This window comes from Acetobacter conturbans (genome assembly GCF_011516755.1).
Classification (GTDB): Bacteria; Pseudomonadota; Alphaproteobacteria; order Acetobacterales; family Acetobacteraceae; genus Acetobacter; species Acetobacter conturbans.
In genome coordinates this window covers 292165-311033 of the sequence record NZ_WOSY01000002.1, presented here as the reverse complement: position 1 = coordinate 311033, position 18869 = coordinate 292165, and the positions used below count along the sequence as shown (strand labels likewise).

Sequence of the window (18869 nt, the reverse complement as noted above, 5' to 3'; positions counted from 1 at the left end):
CCACAAACAGACGGTTATCCGCGGCCGTCCCGCCCACATGGCCTTCCCGGCCCGGAAGAAGATCCCTGATCTGCTCCCACTGACTGTCACTCAGAGCATACCGGCGCATCCATATATCCCCCCTGAAAACAGGGAGAAAACATCATGCATCGGACAAAAGTACAAGGCCCAGACCAGCAGGCGCTAACTGACTACACGCTCTAGGGAGATTTTAGTTACTTAGTAATAAAGAGATGATAATTGTTGGCGTTATTAATACAATAATTTTCTTTTGGGAAAAAGAAATGTACGTAACACATTTGACAGTTGGCACTCCTTTTAAGGAAATGATAAATTTATTAAAAAGTCAATCCATAGAAAATGGGTTTAGATTTATTAATCTTTCAAGTAATATGAAGAGAGGGACTGTTGGATTTTATGAAAAAATACGACTTGTTGATGATTTTCTGTCCACATCATCTATTCATGATGATGAGATAATTTTATTTACGGATGGGTATGATGTATCTATTTTAGATAACTACAAAAATATAATTTCTAAATTTTTATCAATGGACTGTGATGTTTTATTTAACGCAGAAAAAAATTTCTGGCCATCTCTAGAGCTTTATCCAAATATAGAAAACTGTGACCGATCGCTTATAAAAAGAAGCTTTGAGAATATTGAATTAGAAAATTGCTATTTAAATAGTGGTGTATATATTGGATATGCAAAATCAATAAAGGAAATGGTGAGATTTTGCGTAGAAGTTCACAAAAATTCAAATGTAATTGATGATCAACTTTTGTGCCAATATTATATTTATATTAATAAAGTTAATATTAAGGTCGATGTAAGTGATTTTTTATTTGCAACAATGGCAAATTCGGGCAATGATTATGACTTTAATGGTTTTTTGGTAAGAAATAAAAACAATGGAAATACGCCATGTATCCTGCATGCAAATGGAGATAAATCATTTTTAAATGGAATGAATTCTGTTTGTCGAATACGAAAATATTCTAATATTATATGCAAATTAAATTTAATTAAAACCCCAGATGAAAGGTTTTTATGCTATTATAATAACGAAATATTTTTCAGTAATGATAGTAGTAAAATGTGTATTATAATAAATGGTGTCGGAAATAAGTATTGTATAGTTAATCAAAGTGGTAAATTTCTATCATTTGATGGAGAAAAAAACATAAACTCCACTGATTCACACATAAATGATTGGGAAATACTATCTATTAATGAAGGTAACGAGCTGATAACATATCATGGATATGGTTTAAATTTACTACTGGATTATGATAATTCGTATTCATTTACAAATATTGATTTTTCTCTTGTGAATTATTTTACGGAAAATTTAGTTAATTCAATTATAAATTTATCATGGTCTTAGAGCCTTTTTGGAAATTCAGCGGTGAGTGTTTCGACGTAACAGTAGGCTCCCCATAGCGATGTGAACATGGTGTCTGCTACGTTCACCTGCTGTTTGTAATCCCTCACGAGGCGACGCCATCGGATCATCCAGCCGAAGGGCCTTTCCACCACCCATCGGCAAGGCAGGATTTCAAAGCCTTTTGCAGTATCTGACCGCCGGATGACCTCGATTGTGACGTCGAGAAAGGCGGCCTTGTCCATCAGATGGATGCAGCCGTCAGCCTGACTAGGAGCAGTCGGCCAGCGGTAGCAACCGCGATGTAGCGTTTCTGATCGACGATCTTTTTACCAGCGCCATAACCATGTGTCTTTGCATGAGGTGCTTTGACTCTGGCTATTGATGACATCACCGGATGGGCTCACTTCGCGGCCTGCCGCCTCACGATCAAGTATCAGGCAGACATCATGAATGATCTGGGACAGAAACCGGCGCCTCAGCCTGCGGAACGCACCAGTAAAACGTTTGCCACGGGCCAAAATGAACCGGAAGCATTTCCCATCCCACCCGCAGTCTGATTTGAAACAAGACAGGACAGCATATTGGTGATCTCAAGGAAGTCCGCTTCCGGTCAAGCTGGTACGCTGGCGTCATCATGGGTGCTATGCGCTCCCGTTCCCCATCCATCGGTCAGATCAGAGGCGGATAGCGGTTCGTCCTGTGTGTAATTCCGGCCATGCGGCCTCTGTGCTCAGGTGTTCACATCCAGAGAACGAATCACGCACATGACATGCTGAAAAATCATCAGAACGAATTCCAAAAGACCTTTTAAGCTTCTACCGTCGTCCTTCCCGATACCATCCCGCGCCCAGCAGCAATGCCGTCACACCCAGCACCAGCCAGACCGGTAGCAGTGGTGTCGTGCTGGTCCCGGTGAGGACATGCGCGTGTCGTTGCGGAAAGGTGAGGGCGTTTGCATGGGGAGATGCGCCAAGGCGGATAGGTGGAATGGTGAGCATCGCCGGATTATCTCCAATCCATGCGAGGGTTCCGCTGGTTCGTTTCACGACGGGGCCGACAAAGTCTGCCGTGAGGCGCAGATCCGAGAATTCTTCCGGATCGGCACTCACGGGAGCGGCAAAGGCGCGGTGGGCGCCATCGTCCACTGTCCAGATACCCGTTTGCGTGACCGGCATTCTGCCGCTGGCGATACCAGAAGAGGTTTCGCGAATGGCGAGCGTGGAAGTCGAACCGTCAGGTGCGGTGACTGTCACGCCGGAGGGGGCCGTTCCGGCAACGCTGTGACGTGTCACTGTCAGGGAGCCATCGGCGATATGCGCTTCCAGCCGTTCTTCTTCCAGATCCGGCTCTTTCATCAGCCAGTGCGAGATACGGCGCAGCAGTTCCGCCTGCGGGCCGCCGCCAAACTCTCCGCGCGACCAGAGCCATATCTGATCGGAAAGCAGAAGTGCCACACGTCCATTATCGACATGGTCGAGAACCAGAAGCGGGGAAGCGTCCGGGCCACTCATGAGAACCTGCCCGTGGGCATCATCCGGTCGCAGGGCACGGTACCACGGTCCCCATTCACCAGCGATGTCGCTGGCCGCTGACAGAGAGGACGCGGATGCATGTGACCCCGGAGCGCCGGGAAGTTCAGCCGTGACGGGGTGACGCCGTCCTTCCTCGGTGAGCTGGGGCCGGAAGCGGTTCAGGATGACACCCGGCGCGGCTTCAAGAGGTGACAGATCAGGCGGTGAAGACGGGACATGTGCGGGGAGAATATCGCCGACCGCCGTATCCTGAAGCGAGTTCGGACCGGTGAATTCTGGCCCGGCGATCAGGAACAGGCCACCGCCCTTGCGCACGAAGCGCGCAATGTTGCGCAGGTAGATTGGCGGCAGGATATGCCGGTTTTCAAAGCCGTCGAGAATAATCAGGTCGAACTGATTGATCTTGTTCTGGAACAGTTCCTCGACTGGAAAGGCGATCAGCGCCAGATCGGAAAGCGGCGTGCCATCGTCCTTTTCAGGCGGCCGCAGAATGGTGAAGTGGACGAGATCGACAGAGGGATCGGCCTTCAGAAGCCGTCGCCACACGCGCTCGCCCTGATTGGGCGTGCCGGATACCAGCAGCACGCGCAGGCGGTCCCGCACACCGGTGATCGTCAGGATATCCTGATTGTTGCGCGTGGACACTTCACCGGCCAGCGAAGACACCGAGAGTCCGACAAGTGTTTCGCCGGGATGGACGACAGGCAGCGAGATATCCTGTGGCTCACCAGTCTTGACCGGCACGGTAAGCGCCGGATTGCCGTCGGTTGTCAGCGTGACGCTGGCAGGTGTCCCCGTCTGTGTGCCCGGACCGAGATCATCGACCTGCACGCGGATCACAGCGGACTTGCCGACGATCGCGTAAGGGGGCGCCTGCAGGACGCGCAGGCGGCGGTCGGTTTCTTCGCCGCGCCCGGTCAGCAGGACATGCAGCGGCAGGGTGACGGGGTGCCCGTGTTCGTCATGCAGGGACAGGCGTTCCGGCACGTCCGGGGGAGCATCGCGGGTCTGTCCGTCCGTGATGAAAACCGCACCCGCAAGTTGTTCGGGCGGAATGTCGGCTGCCGCTTGCGCGAAGGCATCGAACAGTCGGGTGCCATGCGTCTGCTCACCACGGATCGTCACTATGCGCAGGCTGAGACCCTGCGGCGTTTTTTCTCCGAGCACTCGGGCGGCGGCGCGGGCAATGGCGGCACGGTTGCCGAGTTGCATCGAGGCCGTCTGATCGACGACGATCAGCGCCGTTTCCGGCAACTCCCGGTGCGTCTCCTTCAGCGATTGCGGTCCTGCAAGCCAGAGCAGAACGGCGGCTCCGGCGAGCGCACGCAGCAGTGCGCCACGCATCCGCGTAAATAGGCCGAAGAGCAGCGTCAGGATCAGGAGCACCGCCAGCGTGAGCAGCGCCCACTGTGGCAGGAGCGGGGCAAAGGCGATTGTGTGTGTGAAGCTGTCGATCATGCCGCCCTCATTGCCCAAGACGCTTGAGGATGGCGGGAACGTGGACCTGATCCGCCTTGTAGTTGCCTGTCAGCGCATAGATGACGGCGTTGACCCCGAAGCGGTAGGCAATGCGACGCTGCTCGTCGCCGCCCGGCAGAACAGCGAAGCGGGTGTCGCCGTTCGGATCGATGGCCCAGGCATGGGCCCAGTCGGCACTGCCTATGATGACCGGACTGACATCGTCATTTTCCGCCTCTCCCTCTCGCGCGACCCAGACGGGCTGCCCCGCATAACGCCCCGAAAAGTCATGGAGAAGGTAAAATGTGTGGCTGAGAACGTGATGATCGTCGAGGTGCATCAGCGGTGGAATGGGCAGTCCTGCCGTCACGCGTCGCAGAGCCGCGGTGCTGCCGGGGGCCTCGCCTGCCAGCGTGTCGGCATCGGTCGAGGTGGCGGTATCCACGCCCTGCGTATCGATGATGATCATCCCACCCCGGGCCATGAAGGTTGTCAGGGCAGTCGTCATGACCGGATCGGCCTTGGCGTTGGGCGTGATCGGCCAGTAGAGCAGCGGATAATAGGCAAGATCGTCCTTGCCGGGGTGTACGCCATCAGGGTGGCCCAGCACGGCGGAAGTGCGTGTGTTCACGTAGTCTGAAAGCCCCTGCAACCCTTCGCGGGAGACGGTGTCTACTTCCGCATCGTCGGTCATCACATAAGCGAGGCGCGTTTCAAGGGCGGCACCCGGCACGGCGTTACCGGGAGATGCCTCGGTCGTCGGGGCGGCAGGTGCATCCTGAGCATGAGCCGAGACGGTCAGGCCACCGAGAAGCAATCCTGTCGCTGTCATGGCGTGCAGAGCTGCGCGGCCCGCGCGACGCCGAAAGGGCAGGGAGAACCCCCGCAGGAATATTGTGGCGACGGTATCGCACGCCAGTAGCAACAGGCCCAGCGCGAGAAGATCCGGCCCAAGTCGCCTGTCGGGACGGTGTCCCGCCGGATTGGTAACGGCACCCGTCGGCACAAGAGCGGACAGGGAGTGGACCGTATCGCCGACATTGAGGGCGCGGCGTGCCGCCCGTGATCCGTAAAGTCCCGGCGGATGTTCGGGAGAGGGAGGCGTATCACCAAACTTGCTTGAGGCCAGCCCGCGCGCCATCGGTGAGGGTTGTCCAAGCGTTCCCTCGCCATCAAGAGTCAGGACCGGGGAAAGGATGACATTATCGGAGGGCATATCCACCCCGCTGGCATGCTCCACCAGTCTGGTGAGCATGGAAACGAACAGGCCGGAAAGCGGCAGATTGGACCAGTCCGCCGTTGGCGTGACGTGGAACAGGACGATTTCACCCTTGCCGAGCTGGGTATGTGTCACGAGCGGTGTGCCGTCGGCGAGACGCGCCCAGCTATGAACCGAGAGATCCGCTGACGGCTGGGCAAGGACCTGCCGCGAAACCGTTACATCCTTTGGCACCTCAAGCCCATGGAAAGGCGAGTTGTCCGAAAAATCCGCCAGCGACTGAGGTTTGCCCCATGACATGGTGCCCCCCAGTTGTCGGGCCGCAGGCATCAGCGGAACGGGCAGAAGCGTGCTGCCCGGATCAGAGAGGACTGCCGGATTCTGAGTATCTGCATCCGTCGTGCTGTCTTCACTGCCCGCGAGCGTGCGTCCGGCAAATCTGATGAGTGTGCCGCCCTGCCGCACCCAGTCCGCGATCTTTCGGCGCGTTTCGATATCGGCAAGCGTCCCATCGGGAGCGATGAGAACCGAGAGGGGCTGGGACCGCAGGGAAGCGCTGCTGCCAGTGTGGAGATCCGATGTCGGGCCGAGGGCGCGCTTCAGATAAAACAGGGTTCCGACTAGAGGTGTATCGCCAGTGCCGGAGGCGATCAGCCCGACCGGCCGCAGCCTGTCTCCCTCATCGAGCAGCAGCGTGGTGGCGGCGCTCGCGTGGCCGTCGATGGTGAGCATGTCCACCCGGTTGCGCATGACGGTCGGCAGAGGGATGCTGACAGGCACTTCACCGCTTCCGGCGGGAAGGGCGATTTCGGTCAGGGCAAGCGTTCCGCCATCTTCGCTATGGGCACGGATTCGGATATGGCGCGGCGCATCCGTGGGCACCGTGATCAGTCGCGCCATCACGCCGGATGAGGTGGCCGTGTCAGGAGAGGGCGCATTGTCGCTGGTCGCGCGACCCAGCACGAAACCGTTGCTGTCGGCAAAACGCACTTCCTGAACGGAACCGAGTGCCTGCATGGCGGACGCGAATTCCCTGTCGGTCACGGCGCCATTTCCACCGGGCGTTGCGACCCCAGTGGAGAAATAGACAACCGCTCCGATCGCTGTTCCGTCTGCCCTTAGAGTCTGAAGTCGGGCGCTGGTCTGATGCCGTTCAGCCGACCAGGGCAGTGGACGAAGAGCGTCAAGCTGGTGTGAAGCCTGCTCGGCGGAAACGGGTCGCAGGGCTTCGGCCCCGGAGGGATCATTTTCATTTGACGCGGTCGGCAGGAGGATCACCCGGCGTCCAGATTTTCCGGCGGCATCAAGCAGAGCATGTGCACTGGCGTTGCGCTCGTTCCAGTCCGGGGCGGCCATCATGTCGTTGTCGATGACAAGGAGCAGGGTGCCGTTGCCGGGAAGCGGCAGGGGTTCGCCCGGAATGGTTGGGCCGGATAGTCCGAGAATGAGCAGGGCCGCAGCGGCCAGTCGGAGAAGGAGGAGCCAGAATGGCGGCGTCGCGGCATCGTCATGGTTGGGGGTGAGTCTGGCCAGCAGCGAGACGGGCGGGAAAATCTGCGCGCGGGGCGAGGGCGGCCGGGCGCGAAGCAGCCACCAGATGGCGGGCAGCGAGGCAAGCGCTGCCAGAAGAGCCGGAGACTGGAAAATCATCGCGTTCCCCTGTGGCCTGCGAGTGACGCACTCAGGGCAAGCAGGGCCGTGGTGGGGGAAGCGTCGGTTCGATGAGGCTGGAAAGTATGACGACCCCGTTCAGCAAGGTCGCGCAGGCTGGCCTGTCGCGTGGCGAAAAGCTTGCCGTAATCGTTCTGAAGCGTTTCCACGGCTGGCAGGATGACATCCGGTTCGTGCTCGGTTCCCTCGAAACGCACCCGGCCGGAGTAGGGCAGCTCCTGTTCGGCAGGATCGACAATGTGAATGATGTGGGAGCGAAGGCCGTTCCCCGTCAGAGTCCGGAACAGTGCGGTGATATCGGTATCGGGCGCCAGCAGATCGCTGGCGATAATAAGCTGGGCATGAGGCGGCAGCGCCACCGCCGTTGGTAGTCCCGAAAGGTCTGTGCGTTCAGCCAGAACGGTCATGGCCAGAGCGATGCGGCTTGCCAGCCGTCCACTGCCCGGTGGCAGGTCGACATGGCCTGCGGGAGAGAGGAGCCTGACGCGCTCGCCGCTGCGTTCCAGCAGAGAGGCCGTGGCCAGCAGCAGCAGGATGGCGCGGTCACGTTTGAGCGGCAGCGATGACGGGAGTGAAGACCATCTCATGGAGGGGCTGAGATCGCACCAGAGATAGACGGTCTGCGCGTGTTCGGCTTCCGTTTCGCGCACATAGGCCCGATGGCTGCGGGCGGATTGTCGCCAGTCGATCCGTGTCACCGGTTCACCGGGCAGCGCGGGCCGGTATTGCCAGAATGTTTCTCCCGGCCCTGAGCGTTTCAGGCCGTGCAGACCGGCAGCGACCGTCGCGGCAATGCGTTCCGCCTCAAGCACAAGGGAGGGCAGCGTAGCGGCCAGCGAGTCCGCATCCGCAGCGACCATTGGGCCTGGGCGTCCGGATGTGTCCCCTGTGGAGCGGTCTCCTGTTCCGGGCGCGCCCGGACGCATCCTGCTCCTCACCCGGGAGAAAAAACCTTTCCCGGACGTCCTGTCATCTCCCGTCATGCCTTGCGCCACGCTCAGCCGAGACGGGACACGAGTTCGTCGATCACGTCCTCAATACGGGTCGAATCGGCTCTTGCCGAGAAACTGAGCGCCATACGGTGGGCCAGCACGGGGCGGGCAAGGGCGGCGATGTCGTCAAGGCTTGGCGACAGGCGTCCGTCCAGCAGAGCGCGGGCGCGTGTGGCGAGCATCAGGGTCTGTGCAGCGCGCGGTCCCGGTCCCCACGAGATGGAGTCTTTCACGATCTGCACGTCGCTCGTCTCGGGACGGGCCGAACGGACGAGACGCAGGATCGCATCCACAATGCGCTCGCCGACGGGCAGGGCACGGACCATGGACTGCGCATAGATCAGTTCGTCCGCAGTCAGCACCGGCTTGGCGGCGGTCTGGGTGGTCCCGGTCGTGGCGAGGAGCATGGCCCGTTCGTCCGCTTCATCCGGAAAAGTGAGCTGGATCTGGAGCATGAAACGGTCGAGCTGTGCTTCCGGCAGCGGATAGGTGCCTTCCTGATCCAGCGGATTCTGCGTCGCCAGCACATGGAAGGGGCGTGGCAGCGCGTATTCCGTCCCCGCGATGGCGACACGGTGTTCCTGCATGGCCTGAAGCAGGGCGGACTGGGTGCGGGGGCTGGCGCGGTTGATTTCGTCAGCCATCAGGAGCTGGCAGAAGACCGGGCCCGGCACGAAGCGGAAGCTGCGGTGGCCTGAGGTGTCCTCGTCGAGGATTTCGCTGCCGGTGATGTCTGACGGCATCAGGTCGGGCGTGAACTGCACGCGACGGGAATCGAGACCGAGCACGGTCCCGAGCGTTGTGACCAGCAGCGTCTTGCCGAGGCCGGGTGCGCCGACCAGCAGGGCGTGACCTCCGGAGAGGATGCTCACAAGCGCCTGATCGACAATTTCTTTTTGTCCGAAGACAACGCGGCCTATTTCCTCCCGCACAATCTGCAATTGCTGCGCGACGAGGTCGGCCTGCCGGGCCGCCGCTGCTGCGTCGGGCGAGCCGCCGGAAGGGGCGAAGCCGGTCTCGGGGGAGAAGAAAGCGGTCTGGTTTGGCATCGTTTCAGGCGTCATGAGTCCAATCTGACACGTCCGGGGCTTACATCAAGCCGGTAGGCAACCCTATATCGGTATGGTGCACAGGCAAACAGATGTGAGTTAATTGAACGTGACATCCAGCGTTCTTGCCGAGGAACCGGGGCGCAAACCCCGGCAACCCCATAATTGCGGTCAGCTTCCCTTCCTGATTCGGCGGGACGGGGTCTGGCTCTACAAGGGTTCGCCGATCAGGCGAAAGCCGATGGTCTGTCTTTTCGCCTCCGCACTTTCGCGAGCGGCGGACGGAGCCTACTGGCTGCGGACTCCGGTCGAGGAAGGCACGATCGAGGTCGAGGACGTGCCTTTCGTGGCGATCGAACTGGAGTGGAAGGGCGCTGGACGGCAGCAGATCCTGTGTTTCCGCACGAATGTCGATCAGGTCATTACGGCAGGCCCGGACCATCCCATCACCGCACAGTGGGATGTCCCGCTGGATGCCTGTGACAGTGCCCCGCCGCCTTATCTCATGGTGCGGCAGGGGCCGGAGGAACTGCCCTTGCAGGCCCGGATATCGCGACCTGTCTGGTATGAACTGGCGGCACTCGCGGAACCCGGATGTTGTGAAGGACGGGCCTGCCTGGGTGTCTGGAGTTCAGGGCAGTTTTTCCCGCTGGCGCTCGCACCCCGTGGCTGCCGCGAGGTGGATGATGATTGCTGATGAGATCTGAAGACCGCCTGACCCTCCATAATCTGCCTGATTTCCCGGCGATCGAGAGGATCTGGCAGGTGCTCCCGTCCGCGCGTCTGGTCGGTGGCGCGGTCCGCGATCTTCTCAAGGGCGTCTCTGCCAGCGATTTTGATTTTGGAACGCCGGTAGCGCCGCAGGACGTGATGGAGATGCTGAAGGCGGCGGGAATCCGGGCGATTCCCACGGGCCTTGCGCATGGAACGGTCACGGCTGTGATCGACGGGCGCGGATTCGAGGTCACGACTCTTCGGCGCGATGAGCGAACCGATGGCCGCCATGCGGAGGTGGCATGGACTTCGGACTGGCGTGAGGATGCCTCGCGGCGGGATTTCACGATCAACGCCATGTCCTGCGACAGCGACGGGAGAGTGCATGACTATTTCGGTGGATTTGAGGATCTGGCGGCTGGGCATGTGCGCTTTGTGGGCGATGCTCGCACCCGTATTCGCGAGGATGCTCTCAGGATACTGAGATTCTTTCGGTTTCAGGCACGTTTCGGTTCAGGGGAGCCGGATGAGGAGACCCTTGCGGCGATTGCCGGGTGCGTGAACCTGATCGAACTCCTGTCGGTGGAACGGATATGGTCCGAACTGCGACGTCTCCTGACCGGGCCGAACGTCGTGGCGATCCTGAGGTTGATGGATCGCACGAATGTGCTGACCACCTGCCTGCCGGAACTGAAGGATCATGCGGAAAAAGCAGTCCGACGGGTTGAGGCATTGATCGGTCTGGGCGCTCCCTCGGACGAACTCCTGCGTCTTGCGGCTCTTCTCGCGGGCTCAGGGAGTGGAGATGAGACGGTGAGGAAATGTCTCGCACGTCTCCGGCTCTCCCGCGCCGAGAGCGACGCGGTGCTGGCCATGCTGGGTGAACCGGTTCCACATCCTGCACGGATACTGACGGAGGAAGACGGTCTTCGTCTGCTGGCCGAGTTGCCGCGAGAGATATGGCTCAGTCGAACATGGCTCGCTGAAGCGCGGGAGAAAGCGGAAGGAGATACGCCTCATTCCGAAGCACCCTGGCAGACGTTGCGGCAGATGCTGTCCGACCTGCCGATGCCCGTTTTTCCTCTGGCCGGCCGGGATCTGCTGGCGATGGGACTGCCTCCCGGTCCAAAGATCGGGGATTTGCTGGCAGTTGTTCATACATGGTGGAAAGGCAACGGATGCCGGGCCGATAAAGAGGCTGCGTTAGCTTATTTACGTCGGGTGATTGTTTCCTAAAATTTAAGTTTTTGCCTGAAGAAATTAATATAATGCATTGAATATAAATGAAAATATTTTCATTTATATCGGCTTGACTAAAGCCTGTTACCACAACAGGTTCTTACCACAGTGAGGGGTGGTTCTTTTCGTGATGCCTCTGCGTTGGTAGAGGACGGCAATGAATGCAGTTCCGCCCCGTGCCCAAGTGGTCAAACGCCAGAAACGCGCCCTGCTCCCTGACGACACAAGAAGCCTGCTGCTCCGCCTCTGGCGCGATCAGATCAGCCATCACAGGGGGCGGATCGTCAGCGTCATCGCCCTGACCGTCACCATGGCCGGACTGACGGCGCTCTATCCGCTCGTCATTCAGCGGGCGCTGGACATGTTTTCCTCCCATGACGAGCGCATTCTCTATCAGGTGCCCTTGCTCATCGTGGCGATCACGCTGGCGAAGGCCGCGGCCCAATATGGCCAGACCCTCGCCACGCAGGGGCTGGTGCTGGTGGTCATTCGCGGCTTGCAGGGCAGCATGTTCTCGCATCTCACGACTGCCGATGTGGCGCGAATCGAGCAGGACGCCCCGGCGGCACTGGCCGCACGCTTCACCACGGATGCCATTTCCATCCGCGAGGCGATGATCCGGGCGGTCAATTCGCTGGGCGATGTGGTGACCGTGGTCGGTCTGATCGCCTCCATGGTCTACATGGACTGGGAACTCAGCCTGATCGCTGCGCTCCTGTATCCGATCGCCGCGGTGCCGATCCAGAGGCTCGGCAAGAAGGTTCGTCGTGCTTCGGGCAATGTGAATGAACAGATCGCCTCGACAGCGGCGTTCCTGACGGAAAGTTTCGCGCAGGCACGGACCGTGCGTGTGTATCGGCTGGAACAGCGCGAGGGCGAACGGGCCGCCAGTGCTTTCGACCGTCTCCATGACGCGTTCCTGAAGATCATGCGCGGACGTGCCCGTGTCGATCCGCTTCTTGAAGCCCTTGGAGGCTCGGCTGTGGCGGCCGTTCTGGGTTTTGCCGGCTGGCGAGCGGCCATGGGGGGCGCGACCCTCGGTGATTTTTCCGGCTTTGTGGCGGCACTCCTGCTGGCGGCCCGTCCTTTGAGGGCGCTGGGGGCGCTGAATGCGGCCTTGCAGGAAGGTCTGGCGGGCATGTCGCGGGTGTTCTCGCTCATTGACGAAAAACCTGCCGTGGAAGAGCGGCCAAACGCCGTGATGCTGCCGGAAGGCAGCGGCTACCTGCGCTTCGAGACAGTGGAATTTCGCTATCCTGACGGTCGGCTGGGGCTCACGGATCTGTCTTTCGAAGCGCAGCCGGGCATGACGGTCGCACTCGTCGGTCCTTCAGGAGCGGGCAAATCGACGGCATTATCCCTTATTCCGCGCCTGCATGACGTTACGGGTGGCGCGATCGCTCTCGATGGCGTGGACCTGCGTGATCTGCGGCTTGATAGCCTGCGGGACGCGATTGCCTATGTCAGTCAGGACCCGCTGCTGTTCGATGTGTCGGTGGGTGAGAACATCCTGATGGGGCGTCCGGGTGCAACGGAGGCTGAGGTTCGGGAGGCGGCGCGTCTGGCGGCGGCGGAGCCGTTCATCACGGCGCTACCCCATGGTTTCGACACCATCGTGGGACCGGGCGGAGGTCGTCTGTCGGGTGGCCAGAGGCAGCGTGTGGCGCTGGCCCGGGCGCTGCTGCGTCATCCGCGCCTCCTGCTGCTCGACGAGGCGACCAGCGCTCTGGACAGTGAGAATGAGGCTCTGGTGCAGATGGCGCTCGGCGAGTTGCGGGCCGGTCGTACGACGATCATCGTGGCCCATCGTCTTTCCACCGTGCGTTCGGCCGATATCGTGGTGGCCATGGATGAGGGACGCGCCGTCGAACAGGGCACCCACGCCGAACTGATGGCCCGGGATGGGCTTTATGCGCGACTGGTGCGGAGTCAGGGGCTGGAAGAGTAAGGCCGCACAGTTCCTGACTCCGCTGCCTGACGCGCTTTCAGGACTCGGGAATATCCTGCCTGATCGCGCTGTAGCCATCCCACGGCTTCGGGTCCGACGCCACGCGTTCGGGCACAGTCAGCATCGTCCAGACATGCGGCTTCAGACCGCTGGTCACATCCTCCCAGCGTAGCGGCATCGCCACAGGGGCGCCGAGACGGGCGCGGGGTGAGTATGACTCAATGGCCGTTGCTCCCGGTCCATTGCGCAACCAGTCCACAAAAACATGCCCGAGGCGCGCTTCCTTGCGGGAAATCTCCACAAACAGGGCTGGATGGGCCTGCGTGAGGGCCTCGGCTGTTGCGTGCGAAAAATCCCGCACGGCGTCCCATCCGGCAGCGCCGGATAGCGGTGCCACCACATGCAGTCCATGGCCGCCCGTCGTGCGGCAGAAGGAACTGAGCCCGACGTGAGCCAGATGGTCGCGGACGATATGGGCAGCCTCGACGACGCGTCCGAATGGCAGGTCATCACCGGGATCGAGATCGAACACCAGCCGGTCGGGATGCTCGGGATTTCGCTCCGTTGCCTGCCAGCCGTGCAACTCGATTGCAGCGATTTGCGTCATGGCCAGCAGACCCTGTTCATCGTCGATCGCCAGATAGGGCTGGCCCAGCAATGTCCCTGAGCGGATCGCCGCCGGAAGAGCGGAATGGGCATGTTTCTGGAAGAAGCGAGGGCCGTCGATCCCGTTGGGACAACGGACGATAGCGAGAGGTCGTTTCGCGATGCCGGGGAGCGCGACTTTCGCCACGGCCTGCCAGTAGGCGGCGAGATCGGCCTTGGTCACTCCGGGCCAGAGAAGTTTGTCCGGATGGGTAAGGGGCGGCTGCGTGTCAGGTGAGGGCATGGACTACTCTCCCGTTGCGTGGCCTTCGGTATGGGCCAGAGCATGATCCACCATACGAAAATCTGACTGTGCACCACGTAGAATTCAGATGAGTCTGTAAGGAATCTTCAATTCCAGAAAGGTTCTGTCTCCTGAAAATCTTTCCATGAATCGGGAAGAGCCCGAAGCGCATGTCGATGACGCTCTTCATTCCAGTGCGTCAAAATGCTGGCAGCAGGAGCAAGATCGAGATGCGCTTTGATCAGTGTGTCGGTAAGGGTCGAGGCGACTGCCGCATCGTTGATCTCCCCCAGATGTTGCTGGAGGCGCTTGCAGCGTTTCATATAGGTCTTACCGGCGTGATGAGGATAAAAGGCGGAAAAATAACGGGTGCTGTAACGCAGTTTTTTGAGCGATTTGCGGAGTCCGTGCAGTTCCGCTTCCGACAGATGGCTCATTCCGTGCCCCCGACGCATGGCTTTGCGGGCCATCCGGTTGAGCAGCTTCGAGGCACTATCGGAAGCTGGCCTTGTCAGATGTGTATCGTCCTCACGAAAAGGATGGTTCTCAGTCCAGAGGGTGAGGGAAAGCAGCAGGGTCGTCAGTGCCGTTCCGTGCAGTTCACGGAAAAGATGCTGGTGGGCCTCTGTTCTTTTGTCTGCTGCTGCGTTGCGCAGCATTCGTGTCAGGTCCGTGCCGTTCTCCTCAGTGAAGGCGGCAGGCAGCGTTTCGAGACAGAAAACATCCCAGTCCCTCGCTTCTCCCAACTCGCGCCCGATCCGTTGCAATTCTCCCTGAAACGGATCGAGGGTACGACGTTCAGTATACTTGCTGAATAATTGTAGCATTGTGCGCAACTGACGGATGGCGACACGCATCTGGTGTATGGCTTCCGGATCACCAGCTTCGGCGGCGGGCTGGTTTGCAATCAGTCCATTCACACCAGCCTGAATCAGAGTTCTGAAGCCTTCGACGAGTGTCATTTCCCTGCTTAGCGGAGGAATTTGCACCGGCTCGACGGCGGGCGGCGTTCCGGTCAGAAGCCGATAGCCACGCTCGGCTTTGGAGAGGGTGCTGAACCGGAGAGGAATCTGCTCCTGTAACGCCAGCGCCAGACTGTAAAGCGCTGTCGCCGGGCCATTTTTGAGTTCCAGCTCCAACTCCCGCAATGAAACCCGAGCCTCGCCTGCGCGGACGAAGCCCTCGTCAATAGCGAGTTCCACTGTCGCACCGTCATGCCGAAGCATGTGCGTGGTCCGCCGGACATCCGATAGCCAGACCGGCTCCAGCTTTCCGTTCAACGCGGTTCTCAGGACTTCGGCGGGTGTGCCGGAGAGCAGATCGAGGTCGGGATGATCGGACTTCACCGGCCACTCCCATTCTCCGCGTCGGGGAGCCAGTCGATTGCCGTCACCCTGCGATTTCAGGGTCTGGATGCGCTGATGGCCGGTATGCCTGATGCGCAGGGACAACCCCGAACGACTCAGCAGCAGGTCCGGGGTGTCATGATAGGTTGTGACCAGATGCTTCGTGACAGCTTCTGTGGCGTCGGTTTTTTCTGCCAGAAACCGGTCGAGCAGCGCACGTGCATCCGGCGGGAAAAGTAGCTTCAGTTCGATTTCCAGCGGGGTACTGATATTTTTCTCAGACATGATGATCGAGCACGATCCGCTGACAGACCGCTCCCCTGTGGTGTTAGGCAGTGAGCGTAACAGGTAACGCTCGGGCCGACATTGGGTGCTGCATGTCAAAGATTTTCTGCACAACACATCTTTGTGGGAACCATGACCAGACCCTCCATTCCAGTCACCTTCGTCCCATCCGTGCCGCCCGATCTCCATGAAAAGACGCTGGCGGCCCGCCACTTTCAGGCATGGATTGAGAAGACCCGCTCAAGCTTCGACCTGCGCTCCGTTCTCGTGCGGGACGTCATGATGTTCGGCTCGCGTGTCGGGTTCATCGTCGTGGAAGCGGATGCCCGGCATGAAAGCGCCAGAATGCCGTGCTTTGCCGTCCTGCGAGGCCCCACTGTGTCCATCATGCCCGTGATTACCGTGCAGGGAGCGCCTGAGGAAAAGCACGTTGTGCTCGTCAATGAAGCCAGACTTCCTGTGGGAGAGATGGTCGCCGCACTCCCGGCAGGCATGGTCGATGACGGCACCGTGGACAGCGCGGCCTTGGAGGAGTTGCAGGAAGAAACGGGTATCGATCTCAGGCACGCCAGCGGGCCGCCATACAGGCTGAAAAAGGAGCCGGTTTTCCTGTCCCCGGGCGGAAGCGATGAAGAGATGACGCTTTATGCCGTTGATATCACGCTGACACGAGATCAGATAACCCTGCTTTCCGGGCGGAAGATGGGGCTTGCCAGTGAACACGAGCACACCACTGTTATGGTTGTGCCCTTCGAAGAGGTGCCCCGTTACACCGCCAACGCGCACTGCCTGCTGAGTTGGTTTCTTTATCGGGAAGGCGGGGCTGCTTTGGACAAAACGGGATCGGGGAATTTTCCGTCCTGAACATCCGCGTTGTAAGTGGGGAAATCCTCGATTGATCCGAGAGCGGAGGATCGAAGCGCCTTCGCGAGCGAGTTTAAGGTCAGGCGTGCTCAATAGCCGCATTGAAGGATGGTTTGCGCAGGCTTCCGATAAGGGTGACGCAATGCAAGGGCGTGTCGTCGGTCATGGACTGGTCTCCATCGAAAAGCCGGGCTTTCCCCGTTTTCGTGTCATGGTCCGAATCTGGATCGACCATGACACGAAGCAGGCTTACGCTGCGTTCTTCAGCATTCCATGAGGATCGAGAACGAACTTACGCGGTGCACCCTTGTCGAAGTCATGGTAGCCGCGTGGTGCGTCTTCAAGTGAAATGACGGTGGCATTGACGATATCGGCGATTGGAAGGCGTCCATGCAGGATTGCCTGCATCAGTTGCCGGTTATATCGCAGCACGGGGGTCTGTCCGGTATGGAAGGACTGGCTTTTTGCCCAGCCCTCACCGAGACGCAATGTCAGATTGCCCTTCTGGGCAGCAGCCTCATGGGCGCCGGGATCTTCCGTCACATACAGGCCGGGAATACCGATGGCTCCGGCCGGACGGGTCACTTCCATGGCCTGGTTGAGAATGACGGCGGGCTGTTCTTTTCCGTCATATCCCCGGGCTTCGAAGCCGACGGCATCAATGAAGCTGTCCACCTCCGGAACACCGATGACCTGCGCGATGACATCTCCGAGTTTGTCGTGGCTCTGGAGATCGATGGGTTCAAATCCGACCGCCTTCGCATGGGCGAGACGTTCAGGGTTGAAATCGCCAATCATGACGACTGCCGCCCCAAGGATGCGCGCCGATGCTGCCGCTGCCATACCCACCGGGCCTGCACCTGCGATATAGACTGTTGAACCCACGCCAACCTTGGCATTGATGGCACCATGGAAACCGGTAGGGAGAATATCGGTCAGCATTGTGAGATCACGGATGCGCTCAAGAGCCTGAGCCTTGTCAGGGAAGCGCAGCAGATTGAAGTCTGCATAAGGGACCATGACATAACGGGCCTGTCCACCGACCCATCCTCCCATATCCACATAGCCATAGGCGCCACCTGCACGGCTCGAATTGACTGTCAGACACACACCAGTGTGCTGCTCGCGGCAGCATCTGCATCGTCCACAGGCGACGTTGAAGGGAACGGACACCAGATCGCCCTTGCGGACCATCTCGACATCCGACCCGGTTTCGATGACTTCGCCTGTGATTTCATGACCCAGCACCAGGCCGGAAGGGGCAGTCGTGCGACCGCGGACCATGTGTTGATCCGAGCCGCAAATATTGGTGGACACGACCTTGAGAATGACGCCGTGGTCAATCTTCCGACCGTCTGGTGTTTCCATTCTGGGATCGTCGATCCGCTGCACTTCAACATGATTGGGACCGAGATAAACGACCCCTCTGTTTTCGTCAGACATGGCTTGTCTCCAGGTTCGGGCAGCGGCCATCCCTTGCGGCCGGGGTCGCCCGGCACGACAAAAGGTTGTCGTGCTGTGAACTCAACGTCAGCCGTGCCTCTGGAGTAGCCGTGACATAAGAATACAGGCGTGCTTATCGCTGGAATGTGATGGCCTGCTGGATGCACGCCGCCTGCCGCCGCTTGGCCGAAACTGAAACTATGCAATCGTCTTGGGAAGAAGCCGGTTAAAACGGCCAATCTGCATCTGAACCGCAGGATGGATCGTAGAAACAGCGATCTTGCCTTGGAGTGTCCGGTATCAGGTCGGATTAATGTTGCAGTAAATGACCGGGATGAGGCGAAACCAGTCCCAGCCCTCAGCCACCCAAACCCCATCAATAAAATCGTTTTGCCTCACCATCCGCAACGGAATATGGTCAGATTTTCGTTTCAGGAGAAGAACGATGGCCACAGGTTGGGCTCCTGAGGGAGCCGTTCAGGAGCAGATTGACGATACCATCGCAGACGCGGTGAAGCGGGCGCGGGCGCATATTCCTCAGGGCGAGAGCGAACAATATTGCCGTGAATGCGGTGAGGAAATTCCCGAAGCCCGACGGCAGGCAATGGCGGGAGTCAGGCTGTGCATCGATTGCCAGTCGGAACGCGACAAGCAGCCGGTTTTCAGTGGCATCAACCGTCGGGGGAGCAAGGACAGCCAGCTTCGCTGACTGCCCGGCAGTCTTTCGGCAAACACCCTAAAGGTGTTTCGGATACGCCTCAAAACGATGAAGAGCTGAAATCAGAGTGTGGGGAGCGCCGTCTCTTTCAGCCCTGAAAGAAGCCTTGCT

15 protein-coding genes and 2 pseudogenes are annotated in these 18869 nt (G+C 59.0%); 6 read left to right on the top strand and 11 right to left on the bottom strand.

Annotated elements, in window-relative coordinates:
* Positions 1–109, bottom strand: a pseudogene (locus GOB81_RS03490) (IS5/IS1182 family transposase); the annotation flags it as partial.
* A gap of 124 nt (positions 110–233) precedes the next feature.
* On the opposite strand from GOB81_RS03490, the gene GOB81_RS03485 reads away from it, so the two are divergent.
* The gene (locus tag GOB81_RS03485) at positions 234–1391 is read left to right on the top strand and encodes a glycosyltransferase domain-containing protein (RefSeq protein WP_173568961.1); all 1158 of its coding nucleotides are present in this window, start codon (positions 234–236) and stop codon (positions 1389–1391) included.
* A 15-nt stretch (positions 1392–1406) separates the two neighbouring features.
* Here GOB81_RS03485 and GOB81_RS03480 read toward each other — a convergent pair.
* The 5 genes and pseudogenes from GOB81_RS03480 to GOB81_RS03460 form a co-directional block, all read right to left on the bottom strand.
* A pseudogene (locus GOB81_RS03480) lies at positions 1407–2108 on the bottom strand (transposase).
* Between the two features lie 98 nt (positions 2109–2206).
* The gene (locus GOB81_RS03475; RefSeq protein WP_173568960.1) at positions 2207–4381 is read right to left on the bottom strand and encodes a VWA domain-containing protein; all 2175 of its coding nucleotides are present in this window, start codon (positions 4379–4381) and stop codon (positions 2207–2209) included.
* Between the two features lie 7 nt (positions 4382–4388).
* Positions 4389–7250, bottom strand: a complete 2862-nt coding sequence (locus GOB81_RS03470) for a DUF4159 domain-containing protein (RefSeq protein WP_173568959.1) — start codon at positions 7248–7250, stop codon at positions 4389–4391.
* Positions 7247–8131, bottom strand: a complete 885-nt coding sequence (locus GOB81_RS03465; RefSeq protein WP_242010016.1) for a DUF58 domain-containing protein — start codon at positions 8129–8131, stop codon at positions 7247–7249. The genes GOB81_RS03470 and GOB81_RS03465 overlap by 4 nt, the downstream gene beginning before the upstream one ends.
* 137 nt (positions 8132–8268) lie before the next feature.
* On the bottom strand, positions 8269–9312 hold the full coding sequence (locus GOB81_RS03460; RefSeq protein WP_408736898.1) for an AAA family ATPase: 1044 nt from the start codon (positions 9310–9312) through the stop codon (positions 8269–8271).
* 103 nt (positions 9313–9415) lie between these two features.
* Here GOB81_RS03460 and GOB81_RS03455 point away from each other — a divergent pair, with 103 nt between their 5' ends.
* The 3 genes from GOB81_RS03455 (at position 9416) to GOB81_RS03445 (ending at position 13213) form a co-directional block, all read left to right on the top strand.
* Positions 9416–10009 carry a DUF1285 domain-containing protein gene (locus tag GOB81_RS03455; RefSeq protein ID WP_194299769.1) on the top strand — a complete coding sequence of 198 codons (594 nt, stop codon included), beginning with the start codon at positions 9416–9418 and terminating at the stop codon, positions 10007–10009.
* Positions 10009–11262 (top strand): CCA tRNA nucleotidyltransferase, encoded by a 1254-nt coding sequence (locus GOB81_RS03450; RefSeq protein WP_173568955.1) that lies wholly within the window; start codon positions 10009–10011, stop codon positions 11260–11262. The genes GOB81_RS03455 and GOB81_RS03450 overlap by 1 nt, the downstream gene beginning before the upstream one ends.
* A 160-nt stretch (positions 11263–11422) precedes the next feature.
* A complete protein-coding gene (locus GOB81_RS03445; protein ID WP_173568954.1) occupies positions 11423–13213 on the top strand; it encodes an ABC transporter ATP-binding protein in 1791 nt (596 codons plus the stop codon).
* A 37-nt stretch (positions 13214–13250) separates the two neighbouring features.
* Here GOB81_RS03445 and ligD read toward each other — a convergent pair whose 3' ends face one another.
* Entirely contained in the window at positions 13251–14102 is an 852-nt protein-coding gene (gene ligD / locus GOB81_RS03440; RefSeq protein ID WP_173568953.1) for a non-homologous end-joining DNA ligase, read from the bottom strand.
* Positions 14103–14209: 107 nt separating this feature from the next.
* On the bottom strand, positions 14210–15733 hold the full coding sequence (locus tag GOB81_RS03435) for a CYTH and CHAD domain-containing protein (RefSeq protein ID WP_173568952.1): 1524 nt from the start codon (positions 15731–15733) through the stop codon (positions 14210–14212).
* Positions 15734–15865: 132 nt separating this feature from the next.
* On the opposite strand from GOB81_RS03435, the gene GOB81_RS03430 reads away from it, so the two are divergent.
* Positions 15866–16597 carry an NUDIX domain-containing protein gene (locus GOB81_RS03430; RefSeq protein WP_173568951.1) on the top strand — a complete coding sequence of 244 codons (732 nt, stop codon included), beginning with the start codon at positions 15866–15868 and terminating at the stop codon, positions 16595–16597.
* 79 nt (positions 16598–16676) lie between these two features.
* Here GOB81_RS03430 and GOB81_RS03425 read toward each other — a convergent pair whose 3' ends face one another.
* From GOB81_RS03425 to GOB81_RS03415, 3 genes are all read right to left on the bottom strand, one after another.
* Positions 16677–16832, bottom strand: coding sequence for a hypothetical protein (locus GOB81_RS03425; protein ID WP_173568950.1), 156 nt, complete (start codon positions 16830–16832; stop codon positions 16677–16679).
* 14 nt (positions 16833–16846) lie between these two features.
* Positions 16847–18040, bottom strand: a complete 1194-nt coding sequence (gene fdhA, locus GOB81_RS03420; RefSeq protein ID WP_173568949.1) for a formaldehyde dehydrogenase, glutathione-independent — start codon at positions 18038–18040, stop codon at positions 16847–16849.
* Between the two features lie 300 nt (positions 18041–18340).
* On the bottom strand, positions 18341–18493 hold the full coding sequence (locus GOB81_RS03415; RefSeq protein WP_173568948.1) for a hypothetical protein: 153 nt from the start codon (positions 18491–18493) through the stop codon (positions 18341–18343).
* Between GOB81_RS03415 and GOB81_RS03410 the strand changes: the two genes are divergently transcribed.
* Positions 18486–18749 carry a DksA/TraR family C4-type zinc finger protein gene (locus GOB81_RS03410; protein WP_173568947.1) on the top strand — a complete coding sequence of 88 codons (264 nt, stop codon included), beginning with the start codon at positions 18486–18488 and terminating at the stop codon, positions 18747–18749. The genes GOB81_RS03415 and GOB81_RS03410 overlap by 8 nt on opposite strands.
* The last annotated feature ends 120 nt before the right edge of the window (positions 18750–18869 follow it).